This is a genomic window from Pseudomonas sp. p106 (genome assembly GCF_003936645.1).
Lineage (GTDB): Bacteria > Pseudomonadota > Gammaproteobacteria > Pseudomonadales > Pseudomonadaceae > Aquipseudomonas > Aquipseudomonas putida_E.
The window spans coordinates 137561-152247 of record NZ_RHQR01000009.1; the positions used below are offsets into that span (position 1 = coordinate 137561).

13 protein-coding genes are annotated in these 14687 nt (G+C 63.2%); 2 read left to right on the forward strand and 11 right to left on the reverse strand.

The window, feature by feature from the left end; genetic code table 11:
- Nucleotides 1-8: 8 nt before the first annotated feature.
- From EGJ09_RS13815 to EGJ09_RS13865, 11 genes are all read right to left on the reverse strand, one after another.
- Nucleotides 9-884 carry a CoA transferase subunit A gene (locus tag EGJ09_RS13815; RefSeq protein WP_125924164.1) on the reverse strand — a complete coding sequence of 292 codons (876 nt, stop codon included), beginning with the start codon at nt 882-884 and terminating at the stop codon, nt 9-11.
- Entirely contained in the window at nt 881-1786 is a 906-nt protein-coding gene (locus EGJ09_RS13820; RefSeq protein ID WP_125924165.1) for a VOC family protein, read from the reverse strand. The genes EGJ09_RS13815 and EGJ09_RS13820 overlap by 4 nt, the downstream gene beginning before the upstream one ends.
- A 195-nt stretch (nt 1787-1981) precedes the next feature.
- The gene (locus EGJ09_RS13825) at nt 1982-2929 is read right to left on the reverse strand and encodes an OB-fold domain-containing protein (protein WP_125924166.1); all 948 of its coding nucleotides are present in this window, start codon (nt 2927-2929) and stop codon (nt 1982-1984) included.
- Nucleotides 2930-2934: 5 nt separating this feature from the next.
- Nucleotides 2935-4146, reverse strand: a complete 1212-nt coding sequence (locus EGJ09_RS13830; protein WP_125924167.1) for a thiolase family protein — start codon at nt 4144-4146, stop codon at nt 2935-2937.
- A gap of 139 nt (nt 4147-4285) precedes the next feature.
- The gene (locus tag EGJ09_RS13835; RefSeq protein WP_125924168.1) at nt 4286-5962 is read right to left on the reverse strand and encodes a DUF1302 domain-containing protein; all 1677 of its coding nucleotides are present in this window, start codon (nt 5960-5962) and stop codon (nt 4286-4288) included.
- A gap of 72 nt (nt 5963-6034) precedes the next feature.
- The gene (locus EGJ09_RS13840; RefSeq protein ID WP_125924169.1) at nt 6035-7123 is read right to left on the reverse strand and encodes an MBL fold metallo-hydrolase; all 1089 of its coding nucleotides are present in this window, start codon (nt 7121-7123) and stop codon (nt 6035-6037) included.
- Entirely contained in the window at nt 7116-8981 is a 1866-nt protein-coding gene (locus tag EGJ09_RS13845) for a long-chain-acyl-CoA synthetase (protein ID WP_125924170.1), read from the reverse strand. Before EGJ09_RS13845 ends, EGJ09_RS13840 begins: the two co-directional genes overlap by 8 nt.
- Before the next feature lie 25 nt (nt 8982-9006).
- Nucleotides 9007-10080: an alkene reductase gene (locus EGJ09_RS13850; protein WP_125924171.1), complete on the reverse strand. Its 1074-nt coding sequence runs from the start codon at nt 10078-10080 to the stop codon at nt 9007-9009.
- A 9-nt stretch (nt 10081-10089) separates the two neighbouring features.
- Entirely contained in the window at nt 10090-10719 is a 630-nt protein-coding gene (locus EGJ09_RS13855; protein ID WP_125924172.1) for a nuclear transport factor 2 family protein, read from the reverse strand.
- 5 nt (nt 10720-10724) lie between these two features.
- The gene (locus EGJ09_RS13860; RefSeq protein WP_125924173.1) at nt 10725-11498 is read right to left on the reverse strand and encodes an SDR family NAD(P)-dependent oxidoreductase; all 774 of its coding nucleotides are present in this window, start codon (nt 11496-11498) and stop codon (nt 10725-10727) included.
- A gap of 14 nt (nt 11499-11512) precedes the next feature.
- Complete coding sequence (locus EGJ09_RS13865) at nt 11513-12247, reverse strand: SDR family NAD(P)-dependent oxidoreductase (protein WP_125924174.1); 735 nt, start codon at nt 12245-12247, stop codon at nt 11513-11515.
- Between the two features lie 227 nt (nt 12248-12474).
- On the opposite strand from EGJ09_RS13865, the gene EGJ09_RS13870 reads away from it, so the two are divergent.
- Together EGJ09_RS13870 and EGJ09_RS13875 are read left to right on the forward strand one after the other, a co-directional pair.
- On the forward strand, nt 12475-13809 hold the full coding sequence (locus EGJ09_RS13870; protein WP_125924175.1) for an MFS transporter: 1335 nt from the start codon (nt 12475-12477) through the stop codon (nt 13807-13809).
- 17 nt (nt 13810-13826) lie between these two features.
- Nucleotides 13827-14657: an alpha/beta fold hydrolase gene (locus EGJ09_RS13875; protein ID WP_125924176.1), complete on the forward strand. Its 831-nt coding sequence runs from the start codon at nt 13827-13829 to the stop codon at nt 14655-14657.
- Nucleotides 14658-14687: the final 30 nt, after the last annotated feature.

Here is a 14687-nt window from a genome sequence, read left to right on the forward strand (position 1 = left end):
CATCCTCCTCAGAACACTGGCAGGGCCAGAGAGCCCATGCGTTCGGCACCGCCGTTGTGCTCTTGATAAGCCCGCTCACCGGCCGCCACGTACTGCGCCACATAGGCTTGCCAACCGCCCTCTTCACCGGCACTGGCGGCATAGCGTTTGAGGTGGCTCAGGTCCCAGCCATACTCGGGCTGGCAGGCGGTCGGGTGGGCGCCGAACGGCGCATGGATCACGCCGCTGACCAAATAACGTTCGAAGGTGTTGCAGCGTGCCTGCTCGGTGGTCAGTTCCAGTCGTTCGTGCAGTTGCTCGCAAGACACGAAGCACTGCTGGGCAGCGCGGGCGAACAGGTGGTCGAAATATGGGTCCGGGCCGGTCACCAGGGTGTTGCCCAGGCGGTCGGCGACGTTGACGTGGACAAACGCTACGTCCAGGTTCAGGGCGGGCATGGCCAGCAGCACTTCACCGTCGTCATACGGCGACTGAATGGTTTTAAGCGCTGGGTTCAGCCGTGTGACATCGGTGGCCAGGCCGCAGCGGGTCGGCAGAAACGGCAAACGCATGGCCGCTGCACGCAGGCCCCACTGGAACATGCCTTCATCCACCTCTAGCAACTCCAGCCCACCGGCTTCGCGGGCTTTGCGGTAATAGGGCTCCAGCGGAATGGCGTCGAGGGTGGCAAAGCCGAACACCAACTTCTTGACCTTGCCCGCCGCACACAGCATGCCCACTTCCGGGCCACCGTAGGCGACCACAGTCAGGTCCTTGACGGGGGAACGCAGAATCTCGCGTACAACCGCCATTGGCTTGCGCCGTGGCCCCCAGCCGCCGAAGCCGATGGTCATGCCATCGCGCAGGTGCGCCACGGCATCGGCCGCCGTCATTTGCTTGTTCATTGCACATCTCCTTGCTGTTGGCCGACGGAAAAGTCATGCCCCCACAGGCTTACCCGGGTAAATTCGAAGGCCGAATGCTCAGCCCAGTCCACTTGCAGGCCGCCGTAGCCGTACTCCAGGTCGAAGCCGGACGGGGTCTTCATGTAAAACGAGGTCATCCGGTCATTGAGGTGCTGGCCGAGGGTTGCCGACAGCGGTACCTGGTGGGCCAGGCGCCGGTCATGGGCACGGCCCACTTCAGTCATCGAGCCCACTTCGACCATCACGTGCACGCAGCCTGACGGCACCGCGTACTCCGCCAGCGCCAGCGAGTGATGGCGGCTGTTGCGGCAATGCAGGAAGTGGATGCGGATTGGCGGGGCTGCCGGGTCGGGGCGAAAGTTGAAGATGTCCGACAGCTCGAAGCCCAGCACGTCCTTGACGAAGGCCAGGGTCGCGTCAAAGTCCGTGGCCGGCAGCACGGTGTGGCCCAGGCCCATGTCGCCGGTGACAAAGCCCGGCACGCCTTGCGGCGAAACGAATGGCAGGCAGTCGGAACGATGCCCCCAGCTCAACTCGTGGCGGTTGCCGGAGGGGTCCAGCACACTGACCAGTGCCTGCACGCCGCGCTGCTCGATCTCGGCGGCAGTGCCTGCTTCCCAGCGCACACCGTTCTGCTCCAGGGCCTGTAATGCGGCGTTGAAAGCCCGCTCACTGGCCAACTCCCAGCCAGAGGCCAGGTAGCCCGCCTCGGCGCCTTCGACGATGAGCATGCGAAACGGCCGCTCATCCATCTTCACGTACAGTCCGCCACCGGGCGCGGGCAATACCATCATGCCCAGTACGTCTTCGGCATAACGTTGCCACTGACTGAGGTTTTCGATTTGAGCGACGAAGTAGCTCAGCCCCCGAATATCCATCATGCCCTGCTCCTCAATGACTGGACCTTTGTTGGTCTTCATTGTGCTGAGGGCGGGCCTGGTGCTCATCGTCCGTTGAGACTAAGCAGTTGATCTATCGGCAATACTGAAATGCAGGCGGTGGAAGCAGGTTTGCCCCGCGATAGCGATGCGCCAGGCACATCGCATCGCAGGGCAAGCTTGCGCCCACCGCAGGGGTTACATGTACAGGATCACCAGGTCGTTGATGACCGAGGGGCGATCACTGCCGACGACGTGGGTATTCACCTCCAGGGTCAACTGGGTGCCACGCTTGACCCGCGCCACCTGCTTGACCCTGGCCCGCGCATGAACACGCGAGCCGGCCGGCACCGGCGCCGGGAAGCGCAGGCGGTCGGAGCCGTAGTTGACCATGGTGCTGAAGCCGGTGATTTCATAACCCAGCGCCAGCTTGAGCCGGGACTGCAACACCTGCACCAACGCGCCGTGGGCAATGGTGCCGCCAAACGGGCTGTCTTTGCGCGCACGCTGCGGATCGGTGTGAATCCAGTAGTCATCACCCGACAGCGCGGCAAAGGCATCGATCAGGGCTTGATCGATAACGATCTCGTTGCTCCAGGCGCTGAAGGTGTTGCTGACCAGGCTCTGCAGCGCCACGTCATCGTCCATGGCGATCAAGCGTACAGGTGCGGCTTCACCCTGCTCCTGCGCTTGCGCCTGAGGCGCACCGTTGTAGCGCTGCAGCGCTGCGCTGTCCTGGTCCGGACCGGTAAAGCGCAGTAAACGGGTGCCCTTGGCGTCGACTTCGGCAAACACCGGTTTGAGCCGCATGCCGATGCGGATCTGATCCTCTTCAAGCCCCACCAGGGTGGTGTTGATTCGCACGCCTTCGTCCAGCTCGATGACGGCCAGCTTTTGCGGCATCTCATCGGCAAAATCCGGCAACGTGGCAATGCGGGCCACGGTGAAGCTGTACAGGGTGGCGCCACCACTGACTTCGCGCCAGCTCAGGTCATGGGCCAGGCACTGCGGGCAGTGTCTGCGCGGGTAGAACACCCAGTGTTCACAGGCGTTGCACTGCTGGATCAACAGGCGCTGTGCCTTCAGGCCTTCCCAGAACGGCGCAGAAATTTCGGTCGGCACCGGCATTGGCTTATTGTTCGACATACGGGTCATGCTCCCTGAAGAATCAAGGCGGCCTGCTCACTCATCACGCCACCGGTACCCGAGACGTAGACAGCGTCGCAGCGTTCAAGCTGGCGCTCACCCGCCTCACCGCTGATCTGCGTAACAGCTTCGATCACCTGTGACATTCCCCCTGCAGCGCCCGCCTGGCCAAAGCTGAGCTGGCCACCGTGGGTATTCATCGGGAAATCGCCGCGCCAGGTCAGGTCATGCTCGCGAACAAACTGCATGCCCTCACCCTTGGCACAGAACCCGGCGTCTTCCAGGGTCAGCAAGGCGGTAATGGTGTAACAGTCATAGATCTGCGCCGCATCGACATCACCCGGTTTGAGGCCGGCCATCTCGAACGCACGGCGCGAAGCAGGGCCAATCGGGGTGTTGAGCATGTCCCGTGCATACGAAGGCGACTTGAACGCCAGGTGCTCACCGAAGCCTGTGATGAATGCCGGGCGCTTGCGTGCACGTGCGGCCACTTCCTTGGAGGCAATGATCAGTGCCGCGCCGCCGGCCACCGGCATGACAATCTCGAGTACGTGCAAAGGATCAGCCACGCGTTTGCTCGCCAGTACCTGCTCGACCGTCAAAGGCTGCCCGTAGAACATCGCCTGCGGGTTGGCCAAGGCATTGGTGCGCTGATCAACGGCAATCTTGGCCATGGCCACCGGGTCGTAACCGTACTGCGCGGCGTAGCGCTGGGCAATCATGGCGTAGCCGGTGTTCTGGCCCATGTGGCCGTAAGGCAGATCGAACTCCGCCTCCGGCGCGCCGAAGGCGGTGCTGTGACCGCCGTAACGCATGGCGCGGGCCATTGCCCCAGGATCTTCGTCGGGGCCCATCGGCGCCAGGCGCGCCGGCATCACACACAGCACCGCCTGGCACAGGCCCAGTTCGATCGCCGCAGCCGCGCGCCAGACCATGCCCACCGCAGTACAACCTCCAAGGTCGACCACTTCGGCAAAATTGACAGACAAACCCAGGTATTCGGCGGCCATGGCCGGTACGAACACCGAAGCTTCGTGGAAGTGCGGGCCATTGATCACCAGACCATCGAGGTCTTCGGCACGCAAGCCGGCGTCGCGCAGCGCTTGCGCCGCCAGGTCGGCGACTTGCTCGAGATGGAACATTCGCGGCGCTGTGGCGTATTTCTCGGGTTTGTATTGCGCGGCGCCGACAATCGCCGCATGACCTTTAAGACCCATGTATCCCCCACTCGAAGGCTGTGTGCTTGAGGTTTTTGCCTTGCGACCATGCCACAGGTGCCGTGGCGAGTGATCGTCCATTTTGACTAGGCCGGCGGCCGGCGCCAGGGTTGACTCAACCCTGACGCTGGCATGCCAATCAGAAGCTGTATTTGACCGAGAATGTACCGTAGTCGCGGTCTGCCAGCAGGCGCTTGACCGGGTCAGCATCGCCCAGGTAGCCAGTGACCCGCAGGGCGACTTCCAGGTTGCCCAGGTACTTGAACGTGGCGCCCATGCTCAACCGCCGATCGCCTTGCAACCCGGAGATGGTCCCGGCCATCGGCGTTGCACCGCTGAACACGTTGGAGAAGTTCACCGGCACTTCCAGGTCCCAGCCGTCGAACACGCCCGGGTAACTGAAGGAGGCACCCAGGGTGTAGGCACTGGCGGTCTTGCTGCGCCAGCCAGTCGAGGTCTTGTAGGTATAGTCGTCAGACGGTTGCACCAGCGGGCGCATGGACGGAATCAGGCTGTTGCCCAGCCCCTGCAGGTTCGGCGCGGCCGAGGCCTCATCAACGCTGTCGACCCGCACATGCACGATCTCGGCGGTGAGCGAGGTCTGGCTCGCCCAAGGCCGGTCACCCAGAATGCGGATAGCCGACAGCTGCATTTGCTGGCCCTTACCGCGCGCAGGGGTCGGGCCCAGGCCGGTGTTGACCATCACCGGGGCACCGTCGCGATATGACCACTCGCCGCCGATCTGGGTCTCGCCGATTTTGGTCGAGGCGCTGATCCCGGTCAGCTTGATGTCTTCAAAGTAGGTAATGCGGTAGCCATCCGGCGTCCCGAAGAACACGCCTGGCCCGGCCGGGACGGCGCGGTAACCCACCAGGGCAGTGGCTGGGTTCTTGTCATGATAATTGACATGAAACAGTGACAGTTCCAGGGCGGGCACTGGGCGAAAGCGTACCTGTGCTCCCCACTGGCCGCTGTCACGCGGTTCATCGGTGCCTTGGTAGTTGATCCGCGAACCATTGGCCCCGATGAGAAACTCTCGGCCTGGCCCGACCACATCGCTGGTGGACAGGTAGCTGCCCACCGGCGGCAGCTCCGTGCCCATCCATTCGTATTGCACGTAAGCGCCCAAGGTCCACTGGGGGTTCAAGCGATACGACGCCGACACCTGCCCGACCGGCAACAGCACTTCCTTGACCTCGACCCCTGGCTGCGCGGCCTTGACCGCATCGGACGGGCTCTGTACACCGCTGACGCCGGGGTAGAACAAACTTTCGCCCCACGACTCGATATGGCGCCCAGCCTTGACGTCGAGCATCGAGCCATTGTCAAAGCGCCAACCGCTGAACACGTAAGCGTCAAGGAACTTGCTGCGCCCGCCGCTGTAATACTTGGTGTCGCTGGTGAACTCGTTGTGGTCGCCGGCCTTGTTGACCGTGCCCGGTGAGTCGTTGTCGTTGGAGCGATGGTAGACGTCATCGTAGAAGGTACTGGCGCGCAGCACCCCGCCGTAGTTGTCCTTGCGCACGATCATCTCGGCCAGGGCACCGATACGGTTGGTCACCAGGCTGCCCTTGTCGAAGTTGCGGTCGCCATCATCGGCGTTGGCTGTCAACAGCTTGCTCGAGGGGTCCGACAGGCGAACCCCCAGGCCGTAGCTGGTGGTCACCGTCCAGTCGATCGTCGTGCCGTTGTCGAACTCGATGGTTTCACCGGACCATGCGGGCGTGGACACCAGTGCAATTGCTACCATCAGACCCGATAACTCGAAACCCGATACACCTGGGCCAGCACCATATTTGTTGTTTTTATTAGTCACACTGCCTCTCCCGATTAACGACCTGACGGTCGCGCAAAAGTGCAAGAACACCACTCGTTACCCTCAGCCTGCTCAGAGCTGCCCTAGCACCGACTGAGCGATGACACCCTCGGGCGTGCGCCCGTAACGGAACACGCCGGCTGTTTCTTCACGCACCAGTTGCCCTTGCGCAATCAGGTAATTGACATGCGCCAGGGTCTCGCCAATCGCCATCAATTCATCGAAGCGTCCCTTTACCTTGGGAAACAGCTCGGCCATCAGTTCCACGGCACTGCGCGGCGCGGTGCAGGCGGCCAACAGCTGTTGCAAGTGCCCCTGGTGATGCGCGCGCAGTTGATCAAGGCGTAAATGCAGGTTGTAAAACGGCCGTTCATGCGCCGGCAGCACCAGCACGCTGTCGGGCACCTCCCGCAAGCGCTCGACCGAGTCCAGCCAGTCGCGCAGCGGGTCGGCATCGGGCTCGGTGACTTGCACGCAGACACTGGAGGTGATGCGCGGCAGCACCTGGTCACCGGAAATCAACAGGCCGTCCTCGGCGCAGTGCAGGCAGGCATGCTCCGGCGAATGGCCGCGGCCGATCAGGACCCGCCAACGGCGCCCGCCGATCGTCAGCTGGGTGCCCTCGCTCAGGCGCCGGAAGCTGGTCGGCACCTCTGGCCGAAAGTGCGCAGAGCCCAGCAGCGGAAACAACGCTGCGGTCTGCTCCTGGTTGAAGCCTGCGCGCTGGTAATGCTGGTAAAACGCCCAGCTGGCGCCGATGTCGCCCGGCTCGCCCAGCTGATGCATGGCCTGATATTCACTGGCGCTCATGAACACCGGGCAGCGGAAGCGCTCGGTCAACCAGCCGAGCACCCCGACATGGTCCGAGTGAAAGTGCGTGCAGATCACCGCCACCAGCGGCAAACCACCCAATACCGTGGCAAACAGCGCTTCCCAGATGTCGCGCGTCTGCAGATTGTTGAGCCCGGTATCGACCGCCACCCAGCCCTCGTCGTGGCGCAGCAGGTACAGGTTGATGTGGTCAAGCCCGAATGGCAGCGGCATGCGCAGCCAAAAAAGCCCTTCGGCGACCTGCTGAACCTCGCCATTGGCCGGTGGCTGCGGCCAGGGGAAGCGCAGGCCTGAGCGCCATTCGTGCCCCTGGGCATCCAGGCTACTCACTGACGTCACCGGCAAAAGCGGCCAGACCAATGCGCTCCAGCACCTGTGTGCTGTACGGCACATAGCTGCGGCTGCTTTCGTCACGGATGAACAGCGGGTCGCTGAACGCCGTCGGCGCATAACCCTGGCGCTGCAGGTCGACCTTGCGCAATTTGAACGTGCTGGTCAGGTCAGCCGCCGCCGACACCCGCACGAACACTGGCGCCGCATAGCGTGGCAAACGCGCCTCGGTCAGCGCATAGAACGCTTGAGGGTCAAAGCGCTGCCCAGGCTGCATCAGCACCGCCGCCATGCCGGCGCGGCCCTCCTGCCCAGGCACCTGCACACCGTAGATGTTGATCAGCTCAAGCCCGGCAAAATCGCCCAGCGCAGCCGCCACCTCCAGGGTCGAGACGTTTTCGCTCTTCCAGCGGAAGGTATCGCCGATGCGGTCGATGAAGTACAGGTAGCCGTCTTCGTCATAACGCAGCAGGTCACCCGAACTCCAATAGGCATCACCTTGGCGAAAGACATTGCGACGGATCTTGCTTTCGGTTGCCCCGGCCGAGGTGTAACCCTCGAAGCGGCCGCCGCCGATCTGCGGGTGGTCGATGATCAAGCCCAGGGCTTCACCCACCTCACCCACTTCGCAAAGCTGGTAAAAGCCCTGCTCGTCACGTGGGTGGCTGTCGGTTTCAACGTCATAGCGCACCAGGCGCAGGTTGCTCTTGTCCCAGAACGGTATGCGCCCGCAGGCACCCAGGTAGTTGTCGACGTTGACCACATTGGTATTGGACTCGGTGGAACCCCAGCCCTCGAACACCTGGATCGGGCCGAAACGCTGCACCCAGTTCTGCCAGGTTTCACGCGTCAGCCCGGCGCCGAGCATGCAACGCAGGCCATGCTCACGTTCGCCGGCGGCCTCGGGCTGGTTGAGCAGGTAGCGGCAGATTTCGCCGATGTACTGGAACACGCTGATGCGGTACTCACGCACGTCTTTCCAGAATTCGCGGACACTGAACTTGCGCCGCACCACAATCGCCGCACCGGTTTTCAGCGCGGTGGACGTCACTGAAGTGGCCGCTGCGCCGTGGTACAGCGGCAGGCAGCAATAAAACACGTCGCTGGGCGTGGTCTGCAGCGTGACTTCCATGATGTCGCCCGTCGACATCCAGCGCATGTGGCTGTAACGCGCAGCTTTCGGCAAGCCGGTGGTGCCTGAGGTAAAAATCAGCAGGCTCGGCGACTCGGCGCGCAGGTCGGCACGCAGGTCACGCGGGAATGGCGTGCACGGGGCATTGGCCAATGCTTCGGCAAGGCCGGTGTCGACCTGTGCAGGCATCACCCCGGCCCATGCTTGCTCGGCATCTTCGACCAGCCACAGCGGCAGCGACGGCAGGCCTTCGGTGGCGAGCACATTGCCCAGCAGCTCTTCGCCGACCAGCATGGCTTTGGCCCCGATTGCCTCCAGAGCGTGGACCAGCGGCCGGCCACTGACCTGGGTATTGACGAAGCCCACCACCACACCGAGCTTGACCAGGCCGAACCAACAGCAGAAAAACGCCGGGCGGTTCTCCATGGCCAACGCGCAGACATCGCCGGGGCGCAGGCCTCGGGCATGAAAAACGTGGGCCAGTTGGTCGGCCCGAGCGTTGACCTGGGCGTAGCTCAAGCGCTGATCGCCATAAATGACGAAAGGCCGCTCGCCGTGACGCTGTGCCTGTTCTTCGAGGCGATCGGCCAGGGTATAGCGATCCGCAGGTTTGATCCGCGCGGAGGCTTCGGCCCGGCGATCAAGGATGGCCTGGGTTTGTTCGCGCGGCACGACCCCGCGATCAACACTGGACAGCAGGCTTGCGTTGTTATTGAAATTGTTCATCCCTACCTCCGATAAAACCGGCTGTTCATGCAGGCGCCTGGGCGTGGGTCGGATAGTCCGAATAGCCAGGCGAGCCTTTCGTATAAAGTGTCTTGCGGTCGAAGCCGGCCAGCGGCAGGCCGGCGCGCAGGCGCTCGACCAGGTCCGGGTTGCCGATAAAGTGGCGGGCAAACGACACCGCGGCGCCCTGCCCGGCTGCTATTGCCGCAGCGGCCGAAGGCCCGTCGAAGCCGTCATTGAGGATTAGCCCGCTGCTGCTATGGCTGCGGGCCAAGGCAAATGCATCCAGTGCGGCCAGCGGCGAGCGCATGATGTGCAGGTACGCCAGGCCAAGCGGCTCGACCTGCTCGCACAAGGCTTGTGCAGTGGCGGCCGGGTCAGCGTCGCTGATGTCGTTGTACGGGTTACCCGGGCACAGGCGAAAACCCACACGCCCCGCGCCGATCGCTGCCGCCATCGCGGCCAGCACCTGGGCCGGAAAACGCACGCGGTTGGCTACCGCGCCACCATAGCCATCACTGCGCTGGTTGCTGCCGGACGCCATGAACTGCATCGGCAGGTAACCACTGGTGCAATGCAGCTCGACCCCTTCGAAACCGGCTTCGCGGGCGTTCAGCGCCGCGCGCCGGTATTGCTCGATCACGCGGTCGATGTCCTCCAGGCTCAACGCCTGAGGCTCATCGGTATCGACCAAGCCTGCTCCGTCGCAGAACACCTGGGTGCGGGCCCGTATCGCCGATGGGGCAACGGTCCGTGCCCCGGCCGGTTTGTTCTGCCAACTGGCGGCGCGGCCCACGTGCATCAGTTGCAACACCATGCGCCCGCCGGCCTTACTGACCGCGCGGGTGATCTGGCGCCAGCCCTTGATCTGCGCGCTGTCGTAGATGGCCGGCGTGCGGCAATAGCCCAGCCCATCGGCCGACGGCGCGGTGCCCTCGGCAATGATCAGCCCGGCACTGGCACGCTGACGGTAATAGTCGACCATTTCAGCCGTCGGCACCGCCTGTGCACTGGCGCGACTGCGGGTCATAGGCGCCATGACAATGCGGTTGCTCAGCTCCAGCTCGCCCAGGCGCAGGGGTTCAAACAAAATGCTCATCGCGATTCCTCAGCGCACACGAATCTTCGGTGCCGCAGCACCGCGTCGCAGGGTGGCTAGAAAATGTTCCAGGGGCGCGGCCGGGGCGACGTCCGGCAGTTGATCCTTGTCCGGGCGCCGGGCCCAGAACTCGGCCCAGGACGGGAACAGGTCGTGGAAGCTGCCGGCATAGGGTTCACGCCCTGGCCAGCGCATTTTTCGCTCGCCGATTGGCGGCTTGTTGAGGTCGCTGGCGTACCAGTAGCACGGCAGACGGCGACGGAAGTACCAACGGCCCTCGATGCGCTGGTAATCATCCCAATAGAGCATTTGCATGGTCACCCACTCGGGGCCAGTCTCATGCTCGTTCTTGGAATACACCACGCCAACGGCATTGTCGGCGTCAAGCAGTTCGATGATGTGCTGGCCCAGGTGATGCGAGGTACCGCTGAACTGATCGCGCAAGGTGGCATCGACCCACGCTTTCAGGTGCGCGCGGCCGGTCTTTTCGCGGCCAACGCGGATGTCTTCGGCAAACAGATTGACGTGGGCATCAAGATCGCGCATGTCCAGCGACAGCGAGTACTTGGCCGCCAGTTGCCGAATTTCCTCGATCGATTCAAGCCGTTCGATACGTGCCAACAACATGTTCGGCTCCATGCTCATCACTCCAGCACCGTGTAGAGTTCCGAGCTGCGCCCACCATCCACCGGCACACACGCACCGGTGATATAGGACGCCTCGTCGCTGGCCAGAAACAAAATCGCGTTGGCCACCTCCTGCGCCTGGCCGATACGGCGCAGCGGAATCAGTTTCTCGGTATTGCCGCGGGCCTTGGCGTCGGCCAGCATGCCCGCGGTTGCCGGGGTTTCGATGACGCCCGGGACCACCACGTTGCAGCGAATCCTGTTGGCCGCCCCTTCGCTGGCTGCGGCGCGGCTGAAGTTGATCACTGCGGCCTTGGCTGCCGAGTAGCCGGCCATCCAGGGCGTACCGAACAACCCGCAGATCGAGGCGATGTTGACGATGGCACCGCCGCCCTGGGCTTTCATCAGCGCCATGGCCGTGCGCGTGCCCCAGAACGTGCCGTCCACGGTGGTGCGGAAGTTGGCGTGCCAGTCGCCCGTGCTGGTGCTGTCGATGGCACCCCAGGTGTAGGCCATGGCGTTGTTGACCAGGATGTCCAGGCGGCCATGCTGCTGCGCCGTAGCTTCGATTGCGCCGACAAAGGCTTGCTCGTCGCTGACATCGGCGACCTGCCAATGGGCCTTGCCACCCGCTTCGCGAATGGCGCTGGCCACAGCTTCCAAGGGCGCCTGATTACGCCCGCAGAGCACCACGGTGGCGCCCTCCTGGGCAAAGCGTCGGGCGGTGGCGGCACCGATCCCGGAGCTGGCACCGGTAATGAATGCGATCTTGCCTTGAAGTCGTGTGCTCATTGCCTGCTCCCGGTTCAAATGAAGGCCATGCCGCCGTTGACGGCGAGGTTCTGACCGGTGATGAAGCTGGCGTCGGAACTGGCCAGAAACACGGCGGCGCGGGCGATCTCGTCGACCTCACCCATGCGGCCCAGGGGGATTGCCTTGAGCATGCCCTGCAGCCACTCATCGGGGATGTCGGCCATCATCGGGGTGTTGGTCGGGCCGGGCACCAGGGTGTTGACGCGGATGCCACTGGCGGCCAGTTCCCGCGCCATGCTGCGGGTCAGCCCCATGACGCCGGCTTTGGCTGCGCAGTAATGGCTTGGACCTTCGCCAGTCATCGCGGCGGTGCTGGATATATTGATCACCACGCCCTGGATGGCGTGCTTTTGCATCAGCCGCACAGCTTCACGGCTGCACAGGAACGTCCCCGTGAGGTTGACGCCTATGACCCGCTGCCAATGCGCGTCCGGGGTGTCGACAAAGGCGTCGACCGAGCCGATACCGGCGTTGTTGACCAGGATGTCGAGGGCGCCGAAACGGGCTTCCAACTTGTGCATCGCCGCCGCCACCGAGTCGCCGTCGGCGACGTTGCACGCCAACGCCAGGGCGTGCTCACCGAGCCCTTCGATCGTCTGCTCGGCAGCCTGCAGGTTGATGTCGGCCGCCACCACCCGTGCGCCGGCCTCGGCAAAGCGCTGGGCAATCGCCCGCCCCATGCCTTGCCCGGCGCCCGTGATCAGGGCCACTTTGTTCGCTAACTTCATCGTTGTTCTCCCGCAAGCCTTGGCTTCCCCGATCACCTGCACAGCACGCTGGATGATCGAGCACGGGACAAATCATTAACCCTGTACAAAACCGCAACATCGTCCGATAAGACTACGCAGCCGCGCTTGCACGATGTGCCGTAAGCAAGTGGTCTGAATGGACGATGTGCCCGAGCATGATCGGCGCCACGCTCCTGCTCACTAGAACAAAACCGGGAGCACCCGTCGTGAACTCTTCCAACCGCGTTACCTGGCGTAGCCACTACGCACTGTTCGTGCTGGCCGTTATTTACATCTTCAACTACATCGACCGGCAGCTGATGGCGATCCTGATCGAGCCGGTCAAGGCGGAGTTCGGCATTTCCGACACGGGCATCGGCCTGCTTTCGGGGGTGACCTTCGCGGTGTTCTATACCCTGTTCGGCTTCCCCCTGGGCCGGCTGTCCGACCGTATCGGGCCGAAACCGGTGATTGCCGCCTGCTGCATTGCCTGGAGTGTGATGACTATGGCCTGCGGCTTGGCCACCAGTTTCTGGCTGTTGGTTCTGGCGCGCATCGGTGTAGCAGTCGGTGAAGCTGGCGGTACGGCGCCTTCGGTGGCGATGATTTCGCAACTTTACCCGGCAAAAAACCGCTCCACCGCCCTTTCCATCCTGATGCTCGGCTCAAGCTTCGGCGCGATATTCGGCCTCGGTTTCGGTGGCTGGATCGCCCAGCATTACGGCTGGCGCTCGGCGTTCCTGATCATTGGCGTACCGGGCATCCTGCTGGGGCTGTTGCTGTGGCTCACGGTCCGTGCGCCGGCAATTGCCAGCGAAATGCAGACCAAGGTCGAAGTCATTCAGGAAGGCTGGGCAAAGACGGTGGCCAAGCTGATGGAAACCCCCTCGTTCCTGTGTCTTGTACTGACCGGCGCGTCCAGCGCCATCGCCGGCTATGCGATTGGCACCTGGAGCCCGAGTTTCCTGATCCGCTCCCACGGCTTGAACCTGCAGGATGCAGGCTTTCTGGTCGGCGTGGTGGGCGGCAGCGGCGCCACCTTCGGCACCCTGGCCTGCGGCATCATTTCCGACCGCATGGCCCGCCGTGATGCCGGCTGGCAGATCGGCGTACCGCTGCTTGCCACCGTGGTCAGTATCCCGTTCGGCTTGGCGTACTTCCTCTGGCCAACCGGCATTCTGTTCCATCTGGGCAGCACCCCGGTACCGACCGCGTTCCTCTTCTATGCAGGCTTTGCCTTCTTTGGTACCTGGTGGGCGACCCCGTGCCTGGGCGCCGTCACGCATCTGTTCCCAGCTGCGCGCCTGGCCCAGGCCACTTCAATCTTCGTCATGGCCATGACCCTGCTGGGTGTCGGCGTCGGCCCGCTGTTGATCGGTGTACTCAGCGACCTGTTTGCCCCTTCCCTCGGCACCGAAGCGCTGCGCTACGCCCTGGCCACCTCCATGTCGATGCTGATGCTCTCCACCGTATTCCTGGGCATGGCCCTGCCCCGCTACCGCGCTCAACTGCAGCGATCGGCTGCACCGACTGCCACCCCTGAAAATGCCGTAACTGCCTGATCAATGGAGATTCGATGATGTCAGAACAAGACCTACCGTTGCCTATCGGCCACTTCGTCACCCTCGACAACGGCCTGCGCCTGCATTACCTCGACGAAGGCAGCGGCCCCGTCGTGGTGTGGCTGCATGGCAGTGGCCCGGGCGCCAGTGGCTACAGCAACTTCAAGGGCAACTACCCCGACTTCGTCGCAGCCGGCTTTCGTAACCTGGTGATCGACCTGCCCGGCTTCGGCCGTTCAGACAAACCCGACAACGTCCAGTACGACCTGGATTTCTTCGTCAACGCCGTGTCCGGCTTGCTCAAGGCCCTCGAAGTACAACGCTGTACCCTGCTCGGCAACTCCCTGGGTGGCGCCATCGCCATTGGCCTGGGGCTGGCCGAACCGCAATTGCTCGAAAAGCTGATTCTGATGGCCCCGGGCGGTGTCGAAGAGCGCGAAACCTACTTCAAGAAGATCGGCATTCAGCGCATGGTCGAGCTGTTCAATGCCGGGCCGCTCGACATCGACAAAATGCGCCAGATCATGAGCCTGCAGCTGTTCGATGCCTCGCAGCTGCCCGACAGCCTGCTGGCCGAACGCGTCGCCGTAGCCAAGTATCAGCCGCACTGCCTGTTCTCGACCATGATGGTGCCGAACATGACCGAGCGCCTTGGAGAGCTGCGCGTACCGATTCTCGGGTTCTGGGGCACCAACGACAACTTCAACCCGGTCGGTGGCGCAATGAAAGTGCTGGACAACGCCCCTGACGCCCGCTTTATTCTGCTCAACCGCTGTGGACACTGGGTTCAGGTGGAGCACCGTGAGTTGTTCAACCGTTCCTGCCTCGAGTTCCTGCGCCAAGCCTAGTCATCGTACGCAACGTACCTTGCGACAGCA

Excerpts from the sequence above, each read along its gene's own strand:
- EGJ09_RS13815 (WP_125924164.1), bottom strand. The coding sequence starts at position 884 with ATGAACAAGCAAATGACGGCGGCCGATGCCGTGGCGCACCTGCGCGAT.
- EGJ09_RS13820 (WP_125924165.1), bottom strand. The coding sequence starts at position 1,786 with ATGATGGATATTCGGGGGCTGAGCTACTTCGTCGCTCAAATCGAAAAC.
- EGJ09_RS13825 (WP_125924166.1), bottom strand. The coding sequence starts at position 2,929 with ATGTCGAACAATAAGCCAATGCCGGTGCCGACCGAAATTTCTGCGCCG.
- EGJ09_RS13830 (WP_125924167.1), bottom strand. The coding sequence starts at position 4,146 with ATGGGTCTTAAAGGTCATGCGGCGATTGTCGGCGCCGCGCAATACAAA.
- EGJ09_RS13845 (WP_125924170.1), bottom strand. The coding sequence starts at position 8,981 with ATGAACAATTTCAATAACAACGCAAGCCTGCTGTCCAGTGTTGATCGC.
- EGJ09_RS13850 (WP_125924171.1), bottom strand. The coding sequence starts at position 10,080 with ATGAGCATTTTGTTTGAACCCCTGCGCCTGGGCGAGCTGGAGCTGAGC.
- EGJ09_RS13855 (WP_125924172.1), bottom strand. The coding sequence starts at position 10,719 with ATGGAGCCGAACATGTTGTTGGCACGTATCGAACGGCTTGAATCGATC.
- EGJ09_RS13860 (WP_125924173.1), bottom strand. The coding sequence starts at position 11,498 with ATGAGCACACGACTTCAAGGCAAGATCGCATTCATTACCGGTGCCAGC.
- EGJ09_RS13865 (WP_125924174.1), bottom strand. The coding sequence starts at position 12,247 with ATGAAGTTAGCGAACAAAGTGGCCCTGATCACGGGCGCCGGGCAAGGC.
- EGJ09_RS13875 (WP_125924176.1), top strand. The coding sequence starts at position 13,827 with ATGTCAGAACAAGACCTACCGTTGCCTATCGGCCACTTCGTCACCCTC.